The 23,662-nt window shown below is 33.3% G+C and carries 22 protein-coding genes; 6 read left to right on the forward strand and 16 right to left on the reverse strand.

Annotated elements, in window-relative coordinates; genetic code table 11:
• Window position 1: 1 nt before the first annotated feature.
• From BM246_RS13125 to BM246_RS13185, 13 genes are all read right to left on the reverse strand, one after another.
• On the reverse strand, window positions 2-976 hold the full coding sequence (locus BM246_RS13125; protein ID WP_074938504.1) for a glycosyltransferase family 4 protein: 975 nt from the start codon (window positions 974-976) through the stop codon (window positions 2-4).
• Entirely contained in the window at window positions 966-2,183 is a 1,218-nt protein-coding gene (locus tag BM246_RS13130; protein ID WP_074938506.1) for a glycosyltransferase, read from the reverse strand. The genes BM246_RS13125 and BM246_RS13130 overlap by 11 nt, the downstream gene beginning before the upstream one ends.
• Entirely contained in the window at window positions 2,164-3,438 is a 1,275-nt protein-coding gene (locus BM246_RS13135) for a hypothetical protein (protein ID WP_139221894.1), read from the reverse strand. Before BM246_RS13135 ends, BM246_RS13130 begins: the two co-directional genes overlap by 20 nt.
• A gap of 8 nt (window positions 3,439-3,446) precedes the next feature.
• Entirely contained in the window at window positions 3,447-4,037 is a 591-nt protein-coding gene (locus tag BM246_RS13140; RefSeq protein ID WP_074938509.1) for an acyltransferase, read from the reverse strand.
• Window positions 4,038-5,159: a glycosyltransferase family protein gene (locus BM246_RS13145; protein ID WP_074938511.1), complete on the reverse strand. Its 1,122-nt coding sequence runs from the start codon at window positions 5,157-5,159 to the stop codon at window positions 4,038-4,040.
• A gap of 2 nt (window positions 5,160-5,161) precedes the next feature.
• Complete coding sequence (locus BM246_RS13150; RefSeq protein ID WP_074938512.1) at window positions 5,162-6,115, reverse strand: glycosyltransferase family 2 protein; 954 nt, start codon at window positions 6,113-6,115, stop codon at window positions 5,162-5,164.
• A 47-nt stretch (window positions 6,116-6,162) separates the two neighbouring features.
• A complete protein-coding gene (locus BM246_RS13155; RefSeq protein WP_074938514.1) occupies window positions 6,163-7,092 on the reverse strand; it encodes a hypothetical protein in 930 nt (309 codons plus the stop codon).
• 31 nt (window positions 7,093-7,123) lie between these two features.
• Entirely contained in the window at window positions 7,124-7,876 is a 753-nt protein-coding gene (locus BM246_RS13160) for an acyltransferase (protein ID WP_074938515.1), read from the reverse strand.
• A 2-nt stretch (window positions 7,877-7,878) separates the two neighbouring features.
• Entirely contained in the window at window positions 7,879-9,354 is a 1,476-nt protein-coding gene (locus BM246_RS13165) for an MATE family efflux transporter (protein ID WP_139221895.1), read from the reverse strand.
• Window positions 9,355-9,450: 96 nt separating this feature from the next.
• Complete coding sequence (locus tag BM246_RS13170; RefSeq protein ID WP_074938518.1) at window positions 9,451-10,887, reverse strand: UDP-glucose 6-dehydrogenase; 1,437 nt, start codon at window positions 10,885-10,887, stop codon at window positions 9,451-9,453.
• 18 nt (window positions 10,888-10,905) lie between these two features.
• Window positions 10,906-11,856 (reverse strand): GDP-L-fucose synthase family protein, encoded by a 951-nt coding sequence (locus BM246_RS13175; RefSeq protein WP_074938520.1) that lies wholly within the window; start codon window positions 11,854-11,856, stop codon window positions 10,906-10,908.
• Window position 11,857: 1 nt separating this feature from the next.
• On the reverse strand, window positions 11,858-12,976 hold the full coding sequence (gene gmd, locus BM246_RS13180; RefSeq protein ID WP_042506194.1) for a GDP-mannose 4,6-dehydratase: 1,119 nt from the start codon (window positions 12,974-12,976) through the stop codon (window positions 11,858-11,860).
• A 135-nt stretch (window positions 12,977-13,111) separates the two neighbouring features.
• Window positions 13,112-13,573, reverse strand: a complete 462-nt coding sequence (locus BM246_RS13185) for a UpxY family transcription antiterminator (RefSeq protein WP_074938521.1) — start codon at window positions 13,571-13,573, stop codon at window positions 13,112-13,114.
• A gap of 856 nt (window positions 13,574-14,429) precedes the next feature.
• Here BM246_RS13185 and BM246_RS13190 point away from each other — a divergent pair.
• Window positions 14,430-15,020, forward strand: a complete 591-nt coding sequence (locus BM246_RS13190; protein ID WP_074938523.1) for a DUF3575 domain-containing protein — start codon at window positions 14,430-14,432, stop codon at window positions 15,018-15,020.
• 268 nt (window positions 15,021-15,288) lie between these two features.
• Here BM246_RS13190 and pepE read toward each other — a convergent pair whose 3' ends face one another.
• A complete protein-coding gene (gene pepE, locus BM246_RS13195) occupies window positions 15,289-15,996 on the reverse strand; it encodes a dipeptidase PepE (protein WP_074938524.1) in 708 nt (235 codons plus the stop codon).
• 112 nt (window positions 15,997-16,108) lie between these two features.
• Between pepE and BM246_RS13200 the strand changes: the two genes are divergently transcribed.
• The 5 genes from BM246_RS13200 to BM246_RS13220 all read left to right on the forward strand — a co-directional run bounded on the left by BM246_RS13200 (window position 16,109) and on the right by BM246_RS13220 (window position 21,184).
• On the forward strand, window positions 16,109-16,906 hold the full coding sequence (locus BM246_RS13200; protein ID WP_074938526.1) for a hypothetical protein: 798 nt from the start codon (window positions 16,109-16,111) through the stop codon (window positions 16,904-16,906).
• Window positions 16,907-17,001: 95 nt separating this feature from the next.
• Window positions 17,002-17,790: a hypothetical protein gene (locus tag BM246_RS13205; protein WP_074938527.1), complete on the forward strand. Its 789-nt coding sequence runs from the start codon at window positions 17,002-17,004 to the stop codon at window positions 17,788-17,790.
• Window positions 17,791-17,898: 108 nt separating this feature from the next.
• The gene (locus tag BM246_RS13210; RefSeq protein WP_074938529.1) at window positions 17,899-18,402 is read left to right on the forward strand and encodes a DUF6702 family protein; all 504 of its coding nucleotides are present in this window, start codon (window positions 17,899-17,901) and stop codon (window positions 18,400-18,402) included.
• A gap of 110 nt (window positions 18,403-18,512) precedes the next feature.
• Window positions 18,513-20,768: a M1 family metallopeptidase gene (locus BM246_RS13215; RefSeq protein ID WP_042506185.1), complete on the forward strand. Its 2,256-nt coding sequence runs from the start codon at window positions 18,513-18,515 to the stop codon at window positions 20,766-20,768.
• Between the two features lie 128 nt (window positions 20,769-20,896).
• Window positions 20,897-21,184, forward strand: coding sequence for a Sec-independent protein translocase subunit TatA/TatB (locus tag BM246_RS13220; RefSeq protein ID WP_042497928.1), 288 nt, complete (start codon window positions 20,897-20,899; stop codon window positions 21,182-21,184).
• 2 nt (window positions 21,185-21,186) lie between these two features.
• On the opposite strand, the gene BM246_RS13225 is transcribed toward BM246_RS13220, so the two are convergent.
• Together BM246_RS13225 and pckA are read right to left on the reverse strand one after the other, a co-directional pair.
• Window positions 21,187-21,861, reverse strand: a complete 675-nt coding sequence (locus BM246_RS13225) for a DUF2490 domain-containing protein (protein ID WP_042506181.1) — start codon at window positions 21,859-21,861, stop codon at window positions 21,187-21,189.
• A gap of 147 nt (window positions 21,862-22,008) precedes the next feature.
• A complete protein-coding gene (gene pckA / locus BM246_RS13230; protein ID WP_074938530.1) occupies window positions 22,009-23,640 on the reverse strand; it encodes a phosphoenolpyruvate carboxykinase (ATP) in 1,632 nt (543 codons plus the stop codon).
• Window positions 23,641-23,662: the final 22 nt, after the last annotated feature.

A 23,662-nucleotide genomic window follows, 5' to 3' on the forward strand; every position in this document is an offset into this window, starting at 1 on the left:
CTTATATCTTTTTGTATAAATTAAAATATTTCGAAGCTATTTTTTTGACTTCAAATTGTTCAACATTATTGAAGCCTAAGTCTATTAACTTATTTCGCCTGTCGTTGTTTTCTATAATTGTTTTAAAGGCTTTTTGCATATCCTCAACATTCAAAGGGTCTGCATAGCATACACTATCTCCTGCAATTTCAGGAATAGAAGCTCTTTGGCTTGTTACTACAACGCGTCCCGTTTTTTGCGCCTCAATAATTGGCATTCCAAAACCTTCGTATAACGAAACAAAACTTACAAGATCGCAGTCCTGATACAAGGCCACAATATCTTTATATGCTATGTTTGTGTAGTTTAAAAAATCTATTTTATATAGTTCTAATATATCTTTATCGTTTTTACTTAACGGGCCAACTATAACAAGTTTACATGGTATATGTTGTAAACTTTTAATGGTGTTTTCTAAATTTTTATTAGCCTTAGTCCCTATATGTAAAATAGTAGGTTGTTTAGCATTGAAGTCTTTAGGTTTAGTTTCTATCAATGGGTTAACAGGGTTATAGATAACTTCTGTTTTGTTTTTTGCCCATGGAATAACTTGTAACACCTCATGTTTTGAAAATTTTGAGATTACCGTTATTTTTTTTACAAATAAACCTGGTAAGGTAAACCATAAGGTTTTAAACATAAATTTTCTAATAGAAGTCCCTTTTATAATCGAGTTAACATCGTGTATCGTTAATATGGTTTTTTTAAAGGGGATGATACCAATGTAATGTACATCGCCTGTAATATGGATAATGCCTTTAAGCGATAAAACATGCCAAATATTTAGAAAAACAGCTTTTAAAGAAGCACCTCCATGGGGTAATTCCACAATATTAACGGCAACATCACTAGGGAGATTTTTTATTATTGAAGCAAACAACTCTTCAATGCTATTATGGCTAGGACCTCTTTTTCTGAAAATGAAATTAACCAGCATGAGAAATGTTTTCTATTAAAGTATTAAGTTGCTCATAGTAATTATCCCAAGTATAGTTTTGTGCCGTATCATAGGCTTTTAATCCATCCTCTTTTAATAAAATTCTATTATTTTGGTATGCTTTAACAGATGTGATTATCGCATCTACATCATCAACAGGGATTACTTTTCCTCCGCCTTTCAGTACAGCATCTTTAGAACCTGTATTTTCGGTTACAATTACTGGTGTACCGCAAGCCATGCATTCTAAAACAATCATAGCCCAACTGTCTAAATAAGAAGGGAAAACAAGCAAGTCGGCTTCTCTAAATTTATCTGCAAGTTCTTCATGATGCATAAACGGGTAATACTTGAATTTGGTTTTGTTATTTTCAATAAGGTCTCTGGCATCTGCCATAGGGCCTATTAAAGTTAGCTCCACGTTATCAAGATGTTCCATGGCTTCAAATAATAAATGCACACCTTTTCTTTTGGTCATCGTGCCTGCAAACAATAGCTTTATTGGTGCTGTTTTATCTAAGTTGTATGAAGCTTTAGGTGAAAATGATTTAGGATCAAAGCCTAAACTAACTACATGGACTTTCTTTTCTTCGATACCGTAATTTATCATGGTATCTCTAGCGAAAGTAGAAAGTGTTATTACATGATCCATAAGGTCATATTCACTTTGCTTTGTAGATGCGGCTTTATTATAGATATGGTCTTCTTGTATGGATTTAAACATAGGGTACCTGTCTCTTAAATAACCAATATATTTATAATGTACTTGTGCTAAGTCGAGTACAGCTATAGCGTTCTTGTTTTTAGCTTGTTTAAAACTGTTTAAACAAGATTTTTCGTAACCTATAAACACATTAAAATTTAGCTTTTTTATTTTTTTTGTAACAAACAAATCAAACTTGTTTTCAGCATAAAGGCTATCTAGTTCTGTATTATTGTAAAAGGGAACTTTTGTTTTTAGTTGTCGAAACAATTCATGCATTGGGTATTGCTTAACAAACTTTGGTGGTAAGCTTTTATCAAAACGCTTTTTAAAAATAGAATCTATTAATTTTTTTAAAGGTGTTTTTAATAACACTTTTATTAGCGTATGGTCTTTTTTATACCAAATACTAGTAAAAAAACACAATAAATAATTATCCTTAAGTAAAGCAATACAAAGCTTATTTGTATGCTGTTTTACAGGGTTAGATACTATAACTTTCATCTATATATCTTTGTTTTTGGCGAGCAGCAATAAATAATAAAACGCCTATTTGTGAGCAGTATATAATGTTTTCTATATAGGCATAGTTTGTTTGAGACATAACTAAAACTGCAGGTATTTGGTATATAAAAAAGAACAGTAATAGACCTCGTAATTTTTTGTCTTTTTCTCGGTTCATCACTTTAAATAAAAAGAGTAATACTGTAAACCTAAAGATTACAAGTATTATGAAACCGAGCATACCTTGCTCAATGGCTATACGCTCAGATTCTTCTTCCCAGTATGATGGTAAACTAGATCGATCATATATAAAGCTTTGAGCAGGACTTGCTGTTACGCCTAAACCATGTCCGAAAAAACCAGCAGTTTCAGAAAATTTAAAGGGTGTAAATATTTCAAGTAGCCGACCTTCACTACTGTCAGAGTTATTAATTCTTGATTGAAAATTTTCTAGAGAATTTTGAAAAAAGCTAGTTTGAAGACCTATCAGAACAAGAACAGGTAAAACTATAAATATGCGGGCAAATTGTTTAAAACTGATAACTTTAAAAGGCTTTGCTAACATTAAAAATAAAACTGAAGTGAAGATGTAAAAGCCAAGTGAGTACCTTGACCCCGTCATAAAAACACAAGCTACTCCAAGAATAACATTTATACTTACAATTAGTTTATTGCCTGAATTTAGAACGAATTGAGCGAAACTTAATAATGCTGTAAATACAATGTAATATTGACTTAGTGTAATATAAGGAAATATGGTTGTGATTCTAACGGCGTTACCAACTTGTGATATATATTCTGTTTCTGCTACATATTTGTTTAAAAAATGATCTGGAGGTAAAGTATATTGATAGATACCTAAAATGAAGACAAGTAGAATAATGAAATTTAAGAAATTTAGAAATTTAAATAAGCCTTGCTTTGTTTTTAATGCTAGTGGAATCATGAAGAACAAAGGGAAATAAGCGACGTGTACACTTAAACCTAAAATAGGCACAATAGGTCCGAAATTTAATGCTCCCAGGCAAAAAGAAAAACAAAGAAATAGCATGTAAATGGTTAATGCTATAATAATGTTTTTGTCTTGCAGTATTTTTTTTCGGTTCGTTTTTATTAGAACAAAAGCAAAATAAATAGAAAACACTAACTTGCCTAAGAATAAAGCATTACTTAAGCCTGGGACAACCCATTTCCTTAAGATACCTTCTAAAAGGACCCATATATAAAAAAAGATTAGTGTTTTTTTTAAATTCACGTGCTCTATTAATATAGCCAAGCTCTGTTTGCCGCAACAAACTCACATGGGTTATAGGTTAAGTTTTTATTTCGCTTTTTTTGTAATATAACTGCGGGATTGCCAATAACAATGCTAAAGGGCTCCACGTTTTTACTTACTACTGCTCCTGCACCTATTACCGCACCTTTACCAATGGAAACACCAGGTAGTATAATGGCATTTGTTGCAACCCAGGCATAATCGCCTATCGTTATTGGTTTGGAGTGTTGTGTCCATTGCGGGTCTTGCACATCGTGAGAAGCGGTTAATATCTCTACACCATCGTTAATACAAACATAGTTTCCTATATCTACTTTATCGTGAAGTGCTATTTTTACTCTACCTAAAAAGGAGAAATCTCCAATTATTAAATTATGCTTTTTTCCCAATATAGAAATTTTACCAACTTCTGCTGTTTTTGAAATTAATGCTCCCTTCGTTCCCAATTTAAATCGCCTTAAATTTCTTAAAAAAAGTTGTCTGGCGTTTAAAGCTCTTTTAGCCCAAGATTTTAAATAGTTTTTACTCAAAAAAGGATGTCTCGATCTATTTTTCCAAAGATAAGTTAGTGCTGCCATTTATTTATCTTTATTTAATTCACGTATTAGTTGTTTGCTCACGTTTAATACGTCGTTATAAACTAAAGTGTTTGGTGTATTCATTATTTTTTCTAAAGTTCCGTTTTGATAGTTTTTAACACCAATCAAATTAGTACTATGGTTAATTTTGCACGCCTCTACATTCCAATCTCTAGCAACGCAAATAACGTTTAAATCGTGTTGCATCATAGCTGCTACAGTACCACTTTTTTCTACTAATACATATGGCGTTGTAGTGATTCCTATATCTGTAATGCTTAAGTAATTGCTAATATCATGCTCACTTAATTTACCGGTAATTTCAAATTCAATATCACGGTTTCTTAAAGCACGAGTCCACTCTTCTATATGTAAACCACAATTACCAATAAAAATAAATTTTATTTTGGCAAACTTATTGGAATCGTTTTGCGTAACCTGTAAAAGTTCATCTAAAAAAAGGCTTACAGGTGCTCCATAATGGATACTGCCAAATATAGATAGTACAATAGTATTTGTTTTTTTATGACTTTCAATATGAGGAGCAATCTGTTGGCTTTTTAGCATATTACTGAATAGCGGTAAAATGGTCGCGCTATAACCTAATTGGTTAATCTGGTGTTTATAAAGGTTGCAGTGTGTATTAATTAAGGCAGGTTTTAATGTTTTTATTAAACCCTTAATTAAATTTTTTTGTATGTAACCATGAATTTTAGATTTAAACGAGGCACCAATTTCCATGGCAACCCATAGCTCATGGAACATAATGTGACAATTGGCATTCGGGAAAATATTTTTTAAGTTTCTCCCTAAATGTATAGGTAAGCCTTTTTTATTGAAAGCAAAGGGTACATATTGTAAACTTATATAATCGTAAGTTTTATCTTTAAATACGTTTTTAACCTCTTTTAATCCTTTAGAATCCCATGTTTTAACAATCGGGAGTACTGTTATGTCTTCTAAACTAAATTTTTCTTTACTATTAATTATCTCCCTTTTTTCAGAACATAATACAGAAACTTCAAAACCTTGACTTACTAGATTTTGAGTGAGCTTATATGTATAGTCTCCTACACCATCTAAAATGGGAGGGAAGTTGTTAGAAATAAATAAGATATTCATAGTTAATTTTTAAACAAAACAGTTTTTAAGTGTCTAAGGCGCAAAACAGTCTTTATTCCTAGTATTTTAGACGCAAAATTATATTTATTCGATAAATTTCTAGGAATAGTCCATCCTCCTAATTCGTTAATTAAAAGAGAGGTTGATGCTCTCAGGTGATTTGTTTTGGAAAACGAACCATAATAATTTAAACAAAGGTTTTCTTTTATTGGTATTAATGTTTTATTATCTGTGTAAGACTCTTTAAGTAAATGTGCTATTTGTTTATATGTCTCTAACAATACCTCCGCTTTTTTTAAGGTAATGGTGCCTGAAATACTTTTAGTATTAGCAGTTCTATAAAAAGATAATGCATTTTTTACCATTACGATGTTCTTAACTTTTACAATTATAGGTAAAAAGAACATTTTATCTTGGTTAACTATCAAGTCTTCTTGCCATAATAGGTTATTGGTTATCAATTCTCTTTTTAACAGAATAGCTATAGGGTAGGTGTACCCCGAATTATAAATATAACTTTCACTGCTTATTTTTGAGAATTTTGGATCAATGCTTGTTGATTTTAAGTCTATTTCGCTTAAAGATCCCGTGAATTTTTTCAAATCTGAAACTAAAAAATTAGCATTTGGAAATTCTATAATTGCTTTTAATTGAAATTCTATTTTTTGCGGATGCATAATATCATCGGCATCTAGAAATTGGACCCATTCACCTTTAGAGTTTTTAAGCGCTAAATTTCTTGCTGTGCATGCACCTTTGTTTGCTTGAGAGATTACGTTTACTCTAGAATCTTTAATTTTAGAAATTTCTAATAAACTGTTGTCCGTAGACCCATCATCTACCAAGATAATTTCAATGTTTTTGTGTGTTTGGTTAAGGCAAGACATTAAGGTGTCAGAAATCCATTCTTCACTGTTGTAAATGGGAATAAGTATAGAAACAAGAATGTTTTTCATTTTTTGCTATTTATTATTTTGAATGGCTTTAATTTAAAGGAGTATGATTACTGTGCCAGTAGATGAGATTTCTGTTTAAGATATTTAGTAATTATATTAGCTAATTTTTTTTGGCCTTTATTATTTATATGTATGCCATCCCGAAAATCTGATAATTGGAGTCCGTTCTCTAAATCTAGAATTATAGGGATATTATTTACTCTTGCAAATTCTATAATTTTTTGTCCATGTTTATTATAGTTTTTAGATTTTAGCTCTTCTTTTTCTGCATGCAGATAAATAGTTAGAGGTATGTTTTGCTCTTTAGAATAATTATGAAAAGCGCTAAAACCTGTGTTGAAAATACTTGTTTCTGTTTTTTTGTTAATGCCCAAATTGTCCGTAGAGGTAGTTGATTTTTCAAATTTGCTTGTTAATCTAGGTAGAATATATCTATCTACTAATTCATAAAGGGCCAATGAATATTGTTTACTTGGATAGCTTTTATTTACATCAACAATTTTTTCAAAATTCATATTATCATAGGCATCATGAGAGCTTACAAAAAGGAATATAGATTTAGCGTTCCAATCACCATGTTCTTTTAGGTAAGCAAAGCAATTGTCTGGTCCCCAACTTCCTGCTGAGATATTTAAAAATTGAACTTTTTTATTACAAAAGGAGGTTAAGGTTTTACTTAAAAATGATGTGGCTAATGAGTCGTGATCAGTTGGAGTACCTCCATTTATAACAGAATCTCCGAAGCCTAGTATTTTAATTGAAGCTGTATCAATTTCCTCGTTTCTCATTGAGAACTTATTATACTTTATATGGTTTCCAAAGCGAAAGCGATTTTGATTAGGTTTAGCGATATATTCATAATTTTTACTTTCTTTAATTAAAACGGTATCGCAAAAACCAAAATGTATTCTCATTATAAGCTCTATGGCTATAATTAAAATGGCTGCGAGAGCTATATAGCGTACTTTTTTATTCATTATTTGTTTTAAGAATTCAGCAGGTTAGATATTAAATATCATTTTTAATGACACGAATTTCGTTATTACCAATTATGGTGTTGTTCTCTTCAAATACTTTGTTGATAATAATAGTTCTAAACCCAACGATACATTTACTATTAATGGTTGTACCTTTCATGATAGAAGCCTCTCTACCTATCCAACAATCGTTTTTTATTTCAACAGGTTTTGTTTTTGGTTTTTCGTGTTCAAATCCAAAATAAGGTAGTTTGTTGTTTTTAGTGATTTCTCTTCTAACTTCGGCTTTATAAATATTATGTGTATTGGTATCCCAAATAAGGACTTTGTATGAAATTTGATTGAAGCTTCCTATTTTGATTTTTTCGTCTACTCTTATTTCACTTTCTTCATTAATGTTATTATAATCTCCAATAGTTAAATCACCTTTAAAACGAATAAAAATATCGCATCGAAGCCTATTATAATCACCCATTTTAAAGTTACCATCGATAAAGATTAATTTTTGTTTGAGTTCATAGCCATTACTTATTATATTGTTTTTGCCTATAACGAAATCTCCATTAAGGTGTAATTTTGTGTTTTCAATAACAGAACCTTCTTCTATAATTAACTTAGAACCTTTAGTAACCGTAATTTGAGAGTTTTTAATTTTAACGTTTTTTGAGATTGCAATCGACGAATTCTCATAAGCCTTAATGCTAGTCTTTGATAATTTAAAACGGATACCGACTTTAAAAAACCAGTATAACCTCATCCAAATTTTATTTAAAATTCCGCGCATAATTACTTGGTAAATCTATTTGTTAATTGAGTTAAAAAGTTTTTTAAAAGGTTTTTTTCATTGGAGTTAATCCCAAAGAAATACGTAGCAATTAAAAAGAATAAGGCTCCAGAAGGTAAAGTGAAAAGAAAACGATTATTGAATTTAAAATTATATGTAAAAACAATTAAATAACCTATTAAAATTATGGTTGGAATCAATACTTTAACTAAAACATTTTTGATGTAAAAGTTATAATTTATATTTAAATTCTTTTTTAAAATCCATAGTCTTGATAATCCTGCGATGCCTTCAATAATAGCATAACTAAATAAAACGTGAGATGAAGAGTATCCCATTTTTAGAAGTAAGTAACCAAAGGGTAATATTGTTAGCTTAATTAAACCCACGGTTAGCATGTAAAGTTTTATATTACCTGTAGCATGTATAGCAGAATCTACACCAACAGTGAGTTGATTTACCATAATTGCGCTAATAATTAACGTACAAAATGTAACGGTATATTGTGGAACATCTTTAAGCCAAAGGTCTAAAATAGTAGGCAATTCGAACATAATAGGAATGGCTACAAAGGCTAAGAGGAAGTAGCCAAATTTGCTCGCTATAATCGATAAGCGAATCATTCTTTCTCTATCTCCAGCACCTTCACTTTTAGCGATTTGTGGATTAATAGCTCGAAGCATTGAGGTTGAGAAAAACACGAGTTGAGAGGTTACCTGATTTGCAATACCGTAAGCCGCATTAACAACTGTACCTAAAAAGATATTTAATAAAATGGCTAAACCTTGAGATTTTCCTAAAGCACAAACGGCACCAAATAAGTTCCACCCAGCGTAACCGTTCATTTCTTTTAAAAGATTTAAATCTAATTTTCCTCTATAGCTAATTTTACATTCCTGATAATTTCTAAGACAGTAAAACCATTTAAAAACTCTTATTAAAATAATTAAAAGCGCTATTAAGAAACTATATAAAATTAATTTATCGTAATCTGAATAACTTATTATAATGGCTATACCTAACTTTAAAATAGATTCAATAATACCTATGATAGAGTCGAGAAGCATATTCTCTCGAGCATTTATAACAGCATCGTTTGGTACAGAGTTAATGGTGAAAAACGTGCTAACAACCATAAAATAATAAACATATTTAGAAGTTGTAATACGGTCTGCCGGGATGTTTAAAAAACCATCGAATATAAAAAAACTAGCACCAATTAGTATTAAAGCAATAAGTGAACCTAATACTAGGTGTATAGTTACACTAGTTTTATAAACAGACTTTAAGGTGTTAATTTGTCCAGCGCCAAGATGAAAAGAAATATAGCGCTGAGTTGCTGTCGACATCGAGATGTTGAGAACAGATAATAAAGCAATTACACCCGCTAGTAAATTAAAAATTCCGAAATCAACAACTCCTAACGCACTCAAAATAATTCTAGTGGTATATAGGTTGATGACAATTGAGATTGCCATTTTTATGTATAGAAAAAAAGTGTTATTTATTACTTTTTTTGAATTCGTCATAAATTTAATTTCTATTAAAGGAGTTGTGAGTTAGGTAACGTTTTTTTACTTACCTATCGATTGCACTCTAAACCCAATAGTTTCTAAAGCTACTTTATCTAATACATTTCGACCGTCAAAAACAAAAGCAGGTTTGCTCATGCTGTCGTAAATACGTTGCCAGTTGTAAGTTTTAAATTCATCCCATTCTGTAAGTACCGCAATAGCGTGAGCGCCTTCTAAAGCTTTGTATGCATCGGTTTCTGTTTTTACAAAGTTTTCGTTTTCAGCTTCCGATCGGGTATTTAAATAATTTAAATCGGCTTGCATTTGTACGGCGGTTACTTTAGGATCGTAAACGCTAATTTGCGCTTGCTCGTCAATCAATTTATCGGCGACGTAAATGGCAGCAGATTCGCGGGTATCGTTGGTGTCTTTTTTAAAGGCCCAACCTAAAAAGGCTATTTTTTTACCAGAAACCGTATTGTAAAGTGTAGATACAATATTGTTTGCAAAGCGATCGCGTTGGTGGTTATTCATGATAATAACCTGCTCCCAGTAATCGGCCACTTCAGTTAAACCTAAAGATTTTGAAATATAGACGAGGTTTAAAATATCTTTTTGGAAACAAGACCCTCCAAAACCTACAGAGGCTTTTAAGAATTTAGGGCCAATGCGTGAGTCCATACCAATAGCTCTAGCAACTTCTTCTACATTAGCTTCGGTAACTTCGCAAAGCTCGGAGATGGCGTTAATAGACGATACACGTTGTGCTAAAAAAGCGTTAGCGACCAATTTAGAAAGCTCTGACGACCATATATTAGTGGTTAAAATTTGTGCTTTTGGTACCCAAGTGGCATATACATCTACCAAAGATTGAATGGCCTGTAAACCTTCTTCGGTTTGTTCGCCACCTATTAATACACGATCAGGATTTGCTAAATCCGTCATAGCTGTACCTTCAGCTAAAAATTCAGGATTTGATAATATTTGAAATTTAACACCGTTGCCTGTGTGGTCTAAAATAGATTTTATGGCCTGTGCTGTTTTTACCGGTAAGGTTGATTTTTCGACTACAATTTTATCGGTAGTTGCAATTTGTGCAATTTGTCTGGCACATAATTCGATATATTTTAAGTCGGCCGCCATGCCTTTACCAGAACCGTAGGTTTTGGTAGGTGTGTTTACCGAAATAAAAATCATGTCTGCTTCGCGAATAGCATCATCTACGTTTGTAGAGAAAAATAGATTGCGTCCTCTAGCTTCTGCAACCACTTGGTCTAAACCAGGTTCAAAAATGGGTAATTTAGATAAATCGCTATCGTTCCAGTCTGCAATACGTTGTTTGTTTAAATCGACTACGGTTACTTTAATGTCTGGGTTTTTTTGAGCCATTACGGCCATAGTTGGTCCGCCTACATAACCCGCACCAATACAACAAATTGATGTGATTTTTTTAGGTTTTAAAACTGTGGTTGAGGTGTTTTCTAGCGTTGCGAGCATGATGTATGTGTTGTTAATTTATAATTTTACTTGTTTATAAGAAGCTTCATTAGACAGAAACCAATTATAGGTGTTTTCTATACCTTGATCTAAAGGTGTTGTGGCTTGCCAACCTAAGGTTTTCATTTTAGAAACATCCATAAGTTTTCTTGGCGTGCCATCTGGTTTGGTATCGTCCCAAACAATAGTGCCTTGGTGCCCTACAATACGTTGTACGGTTTCGGCTAAATTTTTAATAGTAACATCGGTACCGGTACCTACATTATAAAGATGCTCTGGCAATTTGTTTTCTAAAGCAAAAACAACAGCTTGTGCCATATCTTCCACATGTAAAAATTCACGCATTGGCGATCCGCTGCCCCAAAGGGTTACGGTAGCGTTATCGTTAAGTTTGGCTTCGTGGAATTTACGAATCATGGCTGGTAATACATGCGATGATTTTAAATCGAAATTATCGTGAGGACCATATAGATTAGTAGGCATTAAGCTTACAAAATCTTTTTGATATTGATCGCGAATGGCTTTGCATAAACGTACACCAGAAATTTTAGCAATGGCATAACCATCGTTAGTAGGTTCTAATGGGCCTGTAAGTAAGTATTCTTCTTTTAAAGGTTGCGTAGCCAGTTTAGGATAAATACATGAGCTGCCTAAAAAGATAAACTTTGAAATGTTTTGTTTGTGAGCCGCATCGATCAGGTTATTCTGAATTTGCATGTTCTCTAATAAAAACTCAAATTGGTATTGGCTATTGGCTAAAATACCACCCACTTTTGCAGCCGCATCTATAATAACGTCTGGTTTGGTGGTTTCTATAAAGGCTTGTACCGCACTTTGATTACGTAAATCGAGTTCTGCACTGGTTTGACCTACAAGGTTGTTGTAGCCCGAAGCTTCTAAAGCGCGCCAAATAGCAGAGCCGACCATACCTCTATGGCCAGCGATGTATATTTTAGATTGTTTGTTCATACTATTCAAAATAGTTTAAGGTTTGGTAATTTCCTTCTTTTAAATAACAATCTTTTTGCATCAAGTGTAAATCACTTTGCATCATATCTTTTACTAAGTCGGCAAGTTCGTATTGACATTCCCAACCTAGTTTTGTGTTTGCTTTAGTAGCATCTCCTATTAATAATTCTACTTCTGTTGGTCTGAAATATTTAGGATCTACAGCTAAGACTTCTTTACCAATTTCGATTTGGTATTTTTCGTTAGAACAAGATTTTACATATCCTTTTTCGTTAACACCTTCGCCTTTAAATTCTAAAGTAATACCTACTTCTGCAAAACTTAAGGTTACAAAGTCTCTAACGGTGGTTGTTTTTCCGGTAGCGATTACCCAATCTTCAGCTTCTTCTGCTTGAAGAATCATCCACATCATGCGTACATAATCTTTGGCATGGCCCCAGTCACGTTTAGCATCTAAATTTCCTAAATAGAATTTATCTTGTAAACCTAAAGCAATTCTTGATGTCGCTCTCGTAATTTTACGTGTTACAAAAGTTTCTCCTCTAATAGGCGACTCGTGATTAAATAAAATACCATTACAAGCATACATACCGTAAGCTTCTCTATAATTTACAGTAATCCAGTAAGCGTACATTTTTGCAACAGCATAAGGCGAACGTGGATAGAATGGTGTGGTTTCCGATTGAGGTACTTCTTGAACTTTACCATATAACTCTGATGTAGAGGCTTGGTAAATTCTAGTTTTCTTCTCTAAACCTAATAGTCTAACGGCATCAAGAATTCTTAATGTTCCAATACCATCTGCATTTGCTGTGTATTCTGGTATCTCGAAAGATACGTGTACGTGGCTCATGGCTGCAAGGTTGTAAATCTCGTCGGGTTGAATTTCTTTAATTAAACGGATTAAGTTAGTACTATCCGTCATATCACCATAATGCAAAATAAAATTACGTTCTTCTACATGTGGATCTTGGTAAAGGTGATCGATTCTATCAGTATTGAATAATGAAGATCGACGTTTTAAGCCATGGACAGTATAGCCCTTTTTTAATAAAAATTCGCTTAAATATGCACCATCTTGACCTGTTACTCCTGTTATGAACGCTACTTTGTTTGCCATGATTTAATAAGTTTCTACTTTTTGTAATTTATAAAGTTGATTTGTATTCTATTTTAATGGCCGTTTTACACGGCTCCGCCTCCTGAGTCCCATTACGGACCCAGTATTATTCAAAAAAAAATACTTTAAACAAGGTTATGCCCTGTTTAAAGTAATTTTCATTTCTAAATCCAAAAGTAATAATTGGATTCTATTTTTACTTATTTCTTTAACAAGCCCTTTCTCTCCTTTAAAAGGTCCGGTTTTTATTGCAATGCGGTCTCCGGGTTGGATGCTCTCTACGGTAAAGGTCGTGTTTTGAGCAACTAGCCAGTTCTGCATTATTGTTATTTCGTTATCTCTTACAATAGCGGGTTTACCCAACCAGAAGAGGTAACGTACCACATTGGCCACTTGAAAAACTAAATCGCGCTCGTTATCGTTTAATTGAACAAAAACGTAGGATTTAAGTAAAGGTACCTCTACCTTTTTTTTTCTATCGGACCATTGGTGGATTTCTGTAACTACAGGACAGTAAGCTTTAATCCCCATTTTTAACAATGCGGCTTCCACTTTTTTCTCGGTTCTTGGCTTTACATAGATAACATTCCAGATCATTTCTTCAAATTTAATTAATAGTCGCGTTAACGACTAAAACGAGTGGATGCTAACTGTAAAGACTCCAATGTGCGGTTGTTTTTAGTTTACTAAGATGTAACTTAATAAGGTTAAAAACATGTACGACACAGTTAACGATAAACACACTAATGAAATTAATTTACTTTTTTTCATAATAAATTGGATTTAATTAATAAATATCCCTTGAGGGCGGTTTTAAATATTTTAAATAGCGGATAAGGATACCTGGATTAAGGGTACACTTAATACTATCATTAAATTCATTTTCGTGCTAAAATGGGATGAGATACCCACATTTGAAAGTAGATGTCAAAAACACAGATTAGCATTTAAAATTTCAATTGTTTAACGGTTATTGATCTGCTTTTTAAATAGGGGTTTAAAAAACTAAATTCACCTTTAACTGTTAAACAAATACGTAGCTATTAATCAGTAATGTTTTAACACTGCTAAATTAGAAATGTTTTGTTGAATAAAAAGACGGGATGTTTACATTTCGCCCAACACCTCATTAAAATCGGTTAAAGACAAAGCGCTGTGTTTTTAAAAGAAAAAAGCATGCATTTCGTCGATTTTTCGGGTGATTTTGGAGGTTTTTCTGACTGGTTTTGATTTTGTAAAAAACGCTGTAAACCCTTGTGAAATAAGTAGTTTTCGAGGGTATGTCTGCGAAATTGACAAGAATTATTGCTTGAAATTATCAACTTCGTAATTGTGAGTGTATTTGTTGCTTTTATGTAAGAATTAACCTTTAGTTTACATTAAAATTGTAGCAAGTGATATTGTAAAGATTTTGCTTAGTTTTAACTCGAAAATGTTTAAAAACAAATAAATTATGAATTATAAAGCGTGTGTTTTTGTTGTTTTTTTAGTCTTTGGTTTCTTTAAAATGAATGCTCAAAATGATGTTGATTTAGCGTCTGATTCTAAAGGAACCTATTTAAAGGGAAATGCAGTGACACTTTTGGCGGCTATGCCACACATTGGTCTTGAAACGGGCTTGAGTAAAAAGTGGACGTTTCAAATAGATGCAATTGCTTCTTTTTGGGATTCTGTAGATGGTGCACCGTTACAGTTTTTGATTGTGACTCCAGAATTTCGTTATTACTTTAAGGAGCGTTTTAAAGGTTTTTATGTGGGTGGGCATATTGCTGGTACAACTTTTAAATTATCTAAGTTTTTTAGAAGGAATAGCGCTTACGAACAAGGTTTTGGATATACCGCAGGTGTAACCATAGGAATACAAAAACGCCTAAGTGACCGGTTTAATATCGATATTTTTCTTGGTGGTGGTACGCATCAGGCTTTTTATAAAGCATACAACCAAACTACAGGTGAGCGTGGTGATGGTGCAGTGCGCTATAATAAGAGTGGAGAGTGGTTGCCGTATAGAGGTGGTGTGATGCTTGCTTATAAATTGAACTAAGCACATTTTTTATTTTTTACTGAACTTAGCAAGTACACTTTATGTTACTATAATTAATGATGTTGGCGGGTTATTGCGGGAGCGATAGCAGTGGCATCCTTTTTACGACTTATTAAAATGGCTTAAAATAGCTGTTGTTTTGTTTATGCTCTAGCTAATTTGATTAGCTTAATTTTTCCTCGTAAAAAGATATAACGGATAGCGCGGTTTTTATTTTTCTTAAAAACCCGCCCAAAATTGTATTCTGAATTTTAATATGTTACTCTTTTTATTTTAAATGATTTAATTGGGTGTCTGGCGCGACCTCGTAAGGTGCTTTGTTGTACTCGAAAATACGTGCGGGTAGTTCGCCCTTTAACTTTATAGATTTTCCTGAAACGGCCAGCCAACTGCCTTCTCGTAGGCCTACTACGGGGTTGGTGTTGAAATTGTGGAATTCTTTTATGCGGGTTTCTCTAGTTTCGCCCATGTGTTTGCTATCTGGCAATGGGTCTAAATAATGCGGATTGATATTGAAGGGTACCAAGGCTAATGCATTGAAACTTGGCGGATATACTATGGGCATATCGTTGGTGTTTTTTATGGTGAGTCCGCAAATGTTACTGCCTGCACTGGTGCCTAAATATGGTGTTCCGGTTTTAACGGCTTGTTGTACAGCATCGATGAGGTTGTTTTTGTACAATTGGTTGGTAAGTACAAAGGTGTTGCCGCCACCTACAAAAATGGCTTCGGCTTGTGCTACGGCTTCAACAGGATTACTGTGTTTATGGATTCCGGTAACGCTTTTATCGATTTTAGCGAATGCTTTTTGTACGGTTTCTGTATAAGCATCATGACTTATGCCACCTGGCCTAGCGTAGGGTATAAATAGAATGGTATCGGCATTTTTAAAAAATACGCTGAGGTAATCGAGTAGGTATTCTAAATATCCCGAACCGTGTAGGGTAGAGGTGCTGGCAATGGTAATTTGTTGCATGATGTTTTTCTTTAGAGGGTAAAACTAAATAAATTTATTTTTTTTAATGTATTTTTTTCTGTTTTACTTGATGAAGACTTGATTAAAACGTATTTTTAATAAAAAAGAACATATGAAATTTAAAATACTTTTACTGGTTTGTTTAATAAGTAGTTTTGCTTTTTCGCAAGATTTTCAGCGGTTTAATGTTGAAGGAAAAATTATTGTTGAAAGTAGCGAGCTTGGCGGTATTACCGTTTTTAATGCATCGTCTAATGTAGGGACGGTTACCGACGATCGTGGTGAGTTTACACTTGCGGTGCGCCTTAATGATGTGATTGAGGTGAGTGCCTTGCAATTTCAGAACATTAAATTTACTGTGAATGAGGATATTGTGGGGTCTAAGAGTATGAAGGTGTTTTTAATTATGGAAATTAATAAGCTGGACGAAATTATACTTTTGCCACAAAAACTGACAGGTGTTTTAGCTGAAGATATGGAAGTGGCTAAGCCGTTTTTGCCTAAGTTGGATGCGCTTTACTATGGTATTAAGCATAAGGATGAATTTGAGTTTGCTCAAGATTATAGTACACAAACGGTTAATGACGCTATTGGTAGAGAGCATATGCCGATGGTAAACGGACTGAATGTGATAAATGTTGTAGATCAATTGTTGTTACCTTTATTTAGATCGAAGGTTAAAAATAAAGAGGCAAAGGGAATTCCGGAAGTTCCTATTGAGGCGGTTAAATATTATTTTGGATCGGAGTTTTTAGTGGATAATTTTGATATTCCAGAGCACCGCGTGGAAGAGTTTATACATTATGTGCAACGTAATAATTTTGATTTTAGTTTACTGAACGAAGGTAAAGAAATGGAGTTCTTGGAGTTGCTAAATGCGAGAAGTGTTGCTTTTTTGAAGGCTAAATAGAAGGCTAGGAGTTGTTAGCTTTAACAAAATATTAGATGCGTTTTGTAATTTCTTTAAGAAATTATCGTCGTTATTCGTAGTTCTAAAATTAAAGTGTGAAACAAAAACTACTATTTTTATTCTTTTTAGCGTCTTTAAATTTCTACGGGCAAACGGTTGAGATTCTTGGTAAAGTTACCGGCGTAAGTGATGTGGAAAATATACACGTTATTAATAAAACCGGACAGGCTTATACCGTTACCGATGCCCAAGGTGAGTTTAAATTGCGGGTGCGATTGCATGATACTATTGTGTTTACGTCTATTCGGTATAAGTTGCAAGAAATTGTAGTTTCTAACGAAACGGTGCTTAATAAAGCCGTTTTGGTAAAGTTAAACGAGCAGGTTAATCAGCTTGATACTGTTATTGTTGGTAAAATACTAACAGGCGATTTACTTTCGGATATTAAAAACACAAAAGGCGATAGGCCTCTTAATTTCTTCGATGTTGGTATTCCGGGATACACCGGTAGAATTGCTACTATAAATGAAAGGCAGCTAAGTGAGGCTTCTGGTTTTAATCCTGGATTAGGTAGTTCTGGCTACGGCCTTGGTGCTTCTGTTGGTTTTACGCCTATAATAAATGCCATTTCGGGCCGAACTAAAATGCTTAAACGTCGCGTGAAAATTGAGCAGAAAGATGGTTTAATGCATAGTATTAAAAGCCGTTTAGGAAAAGATTTTTTTGCATCGAACCCGCTAGATGAAGATAAGCAAATGGATTTTTTCTATTTCTGTTCTGATGATGCTAATTTTATTAAATACTGTAAAAACCAAAACGATTTTAAAGTGCTTGTGTTTTTAAGAATGAAATATAAGCAGTATTTAGAAAATATAAAGCCTTAGATTTCTTTGTGAATTAAGGGTGTATATTTCGGTTTTAAAAAAGAACTTATATTTTGGAATGCTTTTTGAACTTCTAAAATAATTACTTTAGCAAAAAAAAAATAATTAATGAATCGTTTTAAAATAGTTTTACTCCTTTTAGCATTTAGCTTTTTTTCATTTACAAGCATTCATAAATATTACATTAGTGTTACGCAGGTTGAATATGTGAAGGATAAAAAGGCGGTTCAGATAATTTCTAGAGTTTTTATTGACGATTTAGAAAAAGCATTGCGTTATAATTATGATGAAAACATCACTTTAGATGAAAAAAATGATACTGAAGCTACAAATGCTTACCTAGAAAAATATATTAATACCAATTTAAAGGTTTCTATAAATAAACAACCTGCTACACTGCAATTTGTGGGTAAAGAATATGATGGTGATATTGTAAGGTTTTATGTTGAAGTTGTTGATATACAAAACGTTAAATCGTTAAAGGTCTCCAATGAAATGCTTTTTGCAGTATGTCCAGATCAGCAAAATATTGTTAAAACTAAAATTAACTCCAAACAGAAAAGCTTTATACTGACCACTAAAAATACCTCAGCGCTGTTAAATTTTAATTAATTTAATGTTAATTAACTTCTAGATTTATTATTTTCGAGCGTTTTTAGTTCTAATAAGTAAACGTATTAGCTCTAAAAACCGAAAATTTGTTAAATCTATTTATAGCTAAAATGAGAATCCTGAAGTATTGTTTCCTATCTGTAATTTTTATTTCCACGAGCCTTTTCGCTCAAGAACCCACAAGCACTAAACCGCAAGGTCATACCGATCAAAACAAGTTTAGGCAAATGAAAGATTTGTTGGCAACGCCTAACGAAACTAGAACAGCCTCTGGTGCGCCAGGCTACAAGTACACCCAACAACAAGTTGACTATGTAATGGATATTCGTTTAGACGAAAATACGAGTCAGATTTTTGGTGACGAAAAAATAACGTACCACAACAATTCAAAAGACCATTTACAATATTTATGGATTCAGCTCGACCAAAACATGCGAGCTAAAGATTCAAAGACTCCAGATGTAAAGGAAGAAAGTTTTAAAACGCCTTTTAATAGTGCGCAGTCTTTTACAAAAAACAATCTTCAAGAGCGTTTTGATGGTGGATTTAATATAGAACATGTAAAAAACGATAACGGATCGGATTTATCATATACTATCAATCAAACCATGATGCGTATTAACTTGGCAAAACCATTAGCGCCAGGCGATACCTTTAAATTTGAAATAAAATGGTGGTACAACGTAAATAACCACGTTACTCAGGGCGGACGTTCTGGTTACGAGGCTTTTCCTGATGGAAACAATACGTATGTTATTGCTCAGTTTTTTCCAAGATTATGTGTTTATAATAATGTAGAAGGTTGGCAAAATATGCAATTCTGGGGCAGAAGTGAATTTGCTTTAGAGTTTGGAAATTACGATGTTAAGTTAACTGTGCCTGCAGACCATAAAATGGAAGCCACGGGTGAGTTACAAAACCCAAAAGATGTTTTAACTAAAGAACAAATAAAACGTTTTGAGTTAGCTAAAAAATCTTTTAAAGATCCTGTTTTTATTGTAACACAAGAAGAAGCTGAAGCTGCTGAAAAGCAACGTAGCACAAAATTAAAAACATGGCACTTTAAAGCCGATAAGGTTAGAGATTTTGCTTTTGCAACGTCTAGAAAATTCCTTTGGGATGCTATGGCTGTAGATATTAATGGCCGTTCGGTAATGGCTATTTCTTTGTATTCTAAAGAAGGTAACCCTTTATGGGAAGAGCACTCTACACGTGTAGTTGCAAATACTTTAGAAGAATACTCTAAGTTAACTTTTGATTATCCTTACAGTAAAGCGGTTTCTGTACATGCAGAAATGGGAATGGAATACCCAATGATATGTTTTAACTACGGGCGTCCAAATGAAGATGGAACTTATTCTGAAAGATTAAAACGCGGAATGATTGGTGTAATTACTCATGAAGTTGGGCATAACTTTTTCCCGATGATTGTAAATAGTGATGAGCGCCAATGGACTTGGATGGATGAAGGTTTAAACTCTTTTGTTGAAACATTAGCTGAGTTAGATTACGATCCAAACTACATTACCGGAAACTTACCAAAAGATATTGTGCCTTACATGGGTGGCGATCAAAGTAATATTTCTCCAATTATGTCTCAAGGTGATTATGTGCACCAATTTGGTCCAAATGCATATACAAAGCCTGCAGCAGGATTATATATGCTTAGACAAACTATTATGGGACCAGAATTGTTTGATTACGCGTTTAGAACATACTCACAACGTTGGATGTTTAAGCACCCAACTCCAGCAGATTTCTTTAGATCGATGGAAGATGCTTCTGCAATGGATTTAGATTGGTTCTGGAGAGGTTGGTTCTATACTACCGATTATACAGATATTGGTGTTAAAGATGTTAAGCAATACTATTTAACAGATAAACCAACTGAAAGTGCTAAGGAAAGAGCTAAACGTTTTAAAATGGATTTAGCGGATTACCCAGGGCGTTTTATTTATTATGCTGAAGCTGTAAATGGTGTGATTCCTCAAGATGCTAAAAGTGCAAGCGATTTTGCTGAGCTTAATACATATTTAGAGTCTTTATCTCCAGAAGAAAAAGCAAAATTAAAAGAAGCTCCAAAACATTTTTATGAAGTGACTTTTGAAAAGCCAGGAGGATTAGTAATGCCTATTATTTTAGAAATTACTTATGAAGATGGTACTATAGAAAGAAAAAAATATCCTGCTGAAATATGGAGATACAATGAGTTTGAAGTTAAAAAGGTATTTAAAACTAATAAAGCAATAACGAGTTTTGTTATTGATCCAGATTTAGAAACTGCCGATGTGGATACTTCTAACAATGCGTGGCCAAAAGATGATGCTACTGCATTTAGTAAATTTAAAGAAAAAGTAAAGGGCTGATTGATAGCAATTGAATTCTTTACTATAGCCGACTTGAAAAAGTCGGCTTTTTTTGTTTTAAATTGAAAATTGAGTTAAACAAATTAAAAAATGTTTAAACTAATAAAACAAGTTACTATATTTGCCACGTGATACAACTAGCAACATTTTTATTTATTAGCGGAGCAGAAATCGCCTTTATACTATTTATAGTCGTGATGGTTTTTGGAGCCGATAAAATACCCGAAATCGCACGTGGTTTGGGTAAAGGTATGCGTACTCTAAAAGATGCTACCAACGATATTAAACACGAAATTACCAAAACTGCTGAGAAAAGCGGAATTGATACTAGTGTAACCGGAGACATTAAAAAAGAACTCGATAAAGTAAAAGACGATATTGAAGACTTTGCTGGTTCGGTTAAAAGAAAATTATAAAATTACTTCACTTTTTTTCTTAAATCTGTTTTGAAAAAGTAACCTACTTGTAGTCGGTTTAAATTCAATTTATTTATTTCATGATTTAAATAGCCTAGCTGAAAATTGCTAGTTTTTGAAACATTGAAGCCTATAGCCGCATAAAATCTATTTTCGGTAAAAACCTGATCCTGCAGGTTCATGAAAATTTCATTATTGATATTGAAGAACATTTTATCGCTCAATTTCACTTTTGTGCCTAATCTGTAACGAAATCTATGTAATGTAGTTTGTGTATGTTGATAGTTTAAAAAACGATGCTCTAACCTTACTCTATGATAAACAGGAAGGCTTTTGGTAGATTGTGTGTAGCTTATTTGCTCGTAAGGTCTATTTTCATATAAATGGCTTTCTCCGGCCAGTAAATAGCTTCTATCGATGTCTAAATAGCAATACACTAAGGTTAATGTTGTTTTTTTATTTAAATGGTAGTTGGCACCAGCATAATAAAATAATAAATTTAAGTTGTCTAGTACTTCAAAAGAACGTAATTGAACCCCTGTTTTAACGCTCCATTTATCGGCCACTTTATGTGTGCCATCAAGCATATACCAAGATCCTAATTTATCTTCTGGAGATTGACTATAACTGTTAGAGATAGCAATAATAAGCACTATTGTAGTTAATAAGTACTTCATGATGTTGTGATTTAAGTTAGTAATAAGGTTTTAAAATTTAGCATAAAATTACTACGATTTAAAACCGAAAACTGTTTCAAAAAAAAGAGTTATAATATAAAAGGAGCTCTTTTCGAGCTCCTTTTTTTGCTATTAATATCCACTTAATTAAAAACTCTCGTTTAAGTGGTGGTGTTCGTCAATTAGTGGCCCACCTTCAATAATTTGTTCTGAAGCTTGAGCTGCGAATTTCTCGAAGTTTAAGTGGAAAGAGTGTGCTAATTGAATTGCTTTCCCTACATATTCTCCTTTTTTCAACCAAGTATTCATTGGGTCTAAAATTTCAGTTGGTACACCTGGGCAGTATTTTGGCATGTGTAAACCGAAAATAAAGTTTTGATCGTAATCTACGCTGTCTAACTCACCGTTTAGAATTGCTGTAATCATCGCTCTTGTATATTTTAATTTTATACGAGATCCTACACCGTAAGGTCCAGCACTCCATCCCGTGTTTATTAACCAAACATTTACACCAGCTTCAGTCATTTTTTTACTTAGCATTTCACCGTAAACTGTTGGGTGTAATGGCATAAATGGTTCTCCGAAACAAGCAGAGAATGATGGTACTGGTTCTGTAATTCCAGCTTCTGTTCCAGCAACTTTAGCAGTATACCCAGAGATGAAGTGGTAAGCCGCTTGGCCTGGTGTTAATTTAGATACTGGAGGTAATACACCAAAAGCATCACAAGTTAAAAAGAAGATGTTTTTTGGGTTGTTTGCGTAAAGTGTTTCTTGGATGTTATCGATATGATAAATAGGGTAACTTACACGTGTGTTTTGCGTAATGCTGCTATCTAAATAATCTGGTTCTCCATCTTCTTTAATTAAAATATTTTCAAGTAAAGCCCCTGGTTTAACCGCTCTAAAGATGTCTGGTTCTTTTTCTTCAGATAAATCGATCACTTTTGCATAACATCCACCTTCAAAGTTAAAAATAGTGTTGTCTGCTGTCCAACCATGCTCATCATCTCCAATTAATTTTCTTTCTGGATCTGCAGAAAGTGTTGTTTTCCCTGTTCCTGATAATCCGAAGAAAATAGCAGTATCACCTTTTTTGCCTACGTTAGCAGAGCAGTGCATTGGTAATACATTTCTTTCTACAGGTAAAACCATGTTCATAGCAGAGAAGATACCTTTTTTAATTTCTCCTGTGTAAGCAGACCCACCAACTAAAGCTATTTTTTTAGTAAAGTTGATAATAGAGAAGTTCCCTTGACGGATACCGTATGCTTTAGGATCTGGACATTCATATCCTGGAGCACAAAGTACTAGCCAGTCTTCACTAAAGTTTTCTAACTCACTTGGGCTTGGGCGTAAAAACATATTAAAAACAAACATGCTAGACCAAGAATACTCGGTTACTGTTCTAATATTTGTTCTGTATTCTGGCTCTGCACACACATACCCATCTCTTGCGTATATTTCTTTTCCAGAAAGATACTTTTTAATTTCAGCTTCAAGTTTATCAAAGTTTTCTGGAGAAACTGCTTTGTTTGTTTTTCCCCACCAAACTCTTTCAGCAGTATAATCATCTTTTACTATAAATCTATCTTGAGGAGAACGACCAGTAAACTTACCTGTTTTAATTACTAGAGTTCCGTTAGCTGTTTCTTCACCAGAACCTTCAGCTACTGCAATTTTTTGAAGTTCTTCTGGAGATAAATTCCAGTTCACTTTCGCAGCGTCAATTCCGTATTGTTTTAAGTCGGCTTGTTTTGTCATGGTTTCTGTCGTTTTCATAATTATTGATTTTAAAGTTCCT

Source organism: Algibacter lectus, assembly GCF_900112395.1.
GTDB classification, from domain to species: Bacteria; Bacteroidota; Bacteroidia; order Flavobacteriales; family Flavobacteriaceae; genus Algibacter; species Algibacter lectus.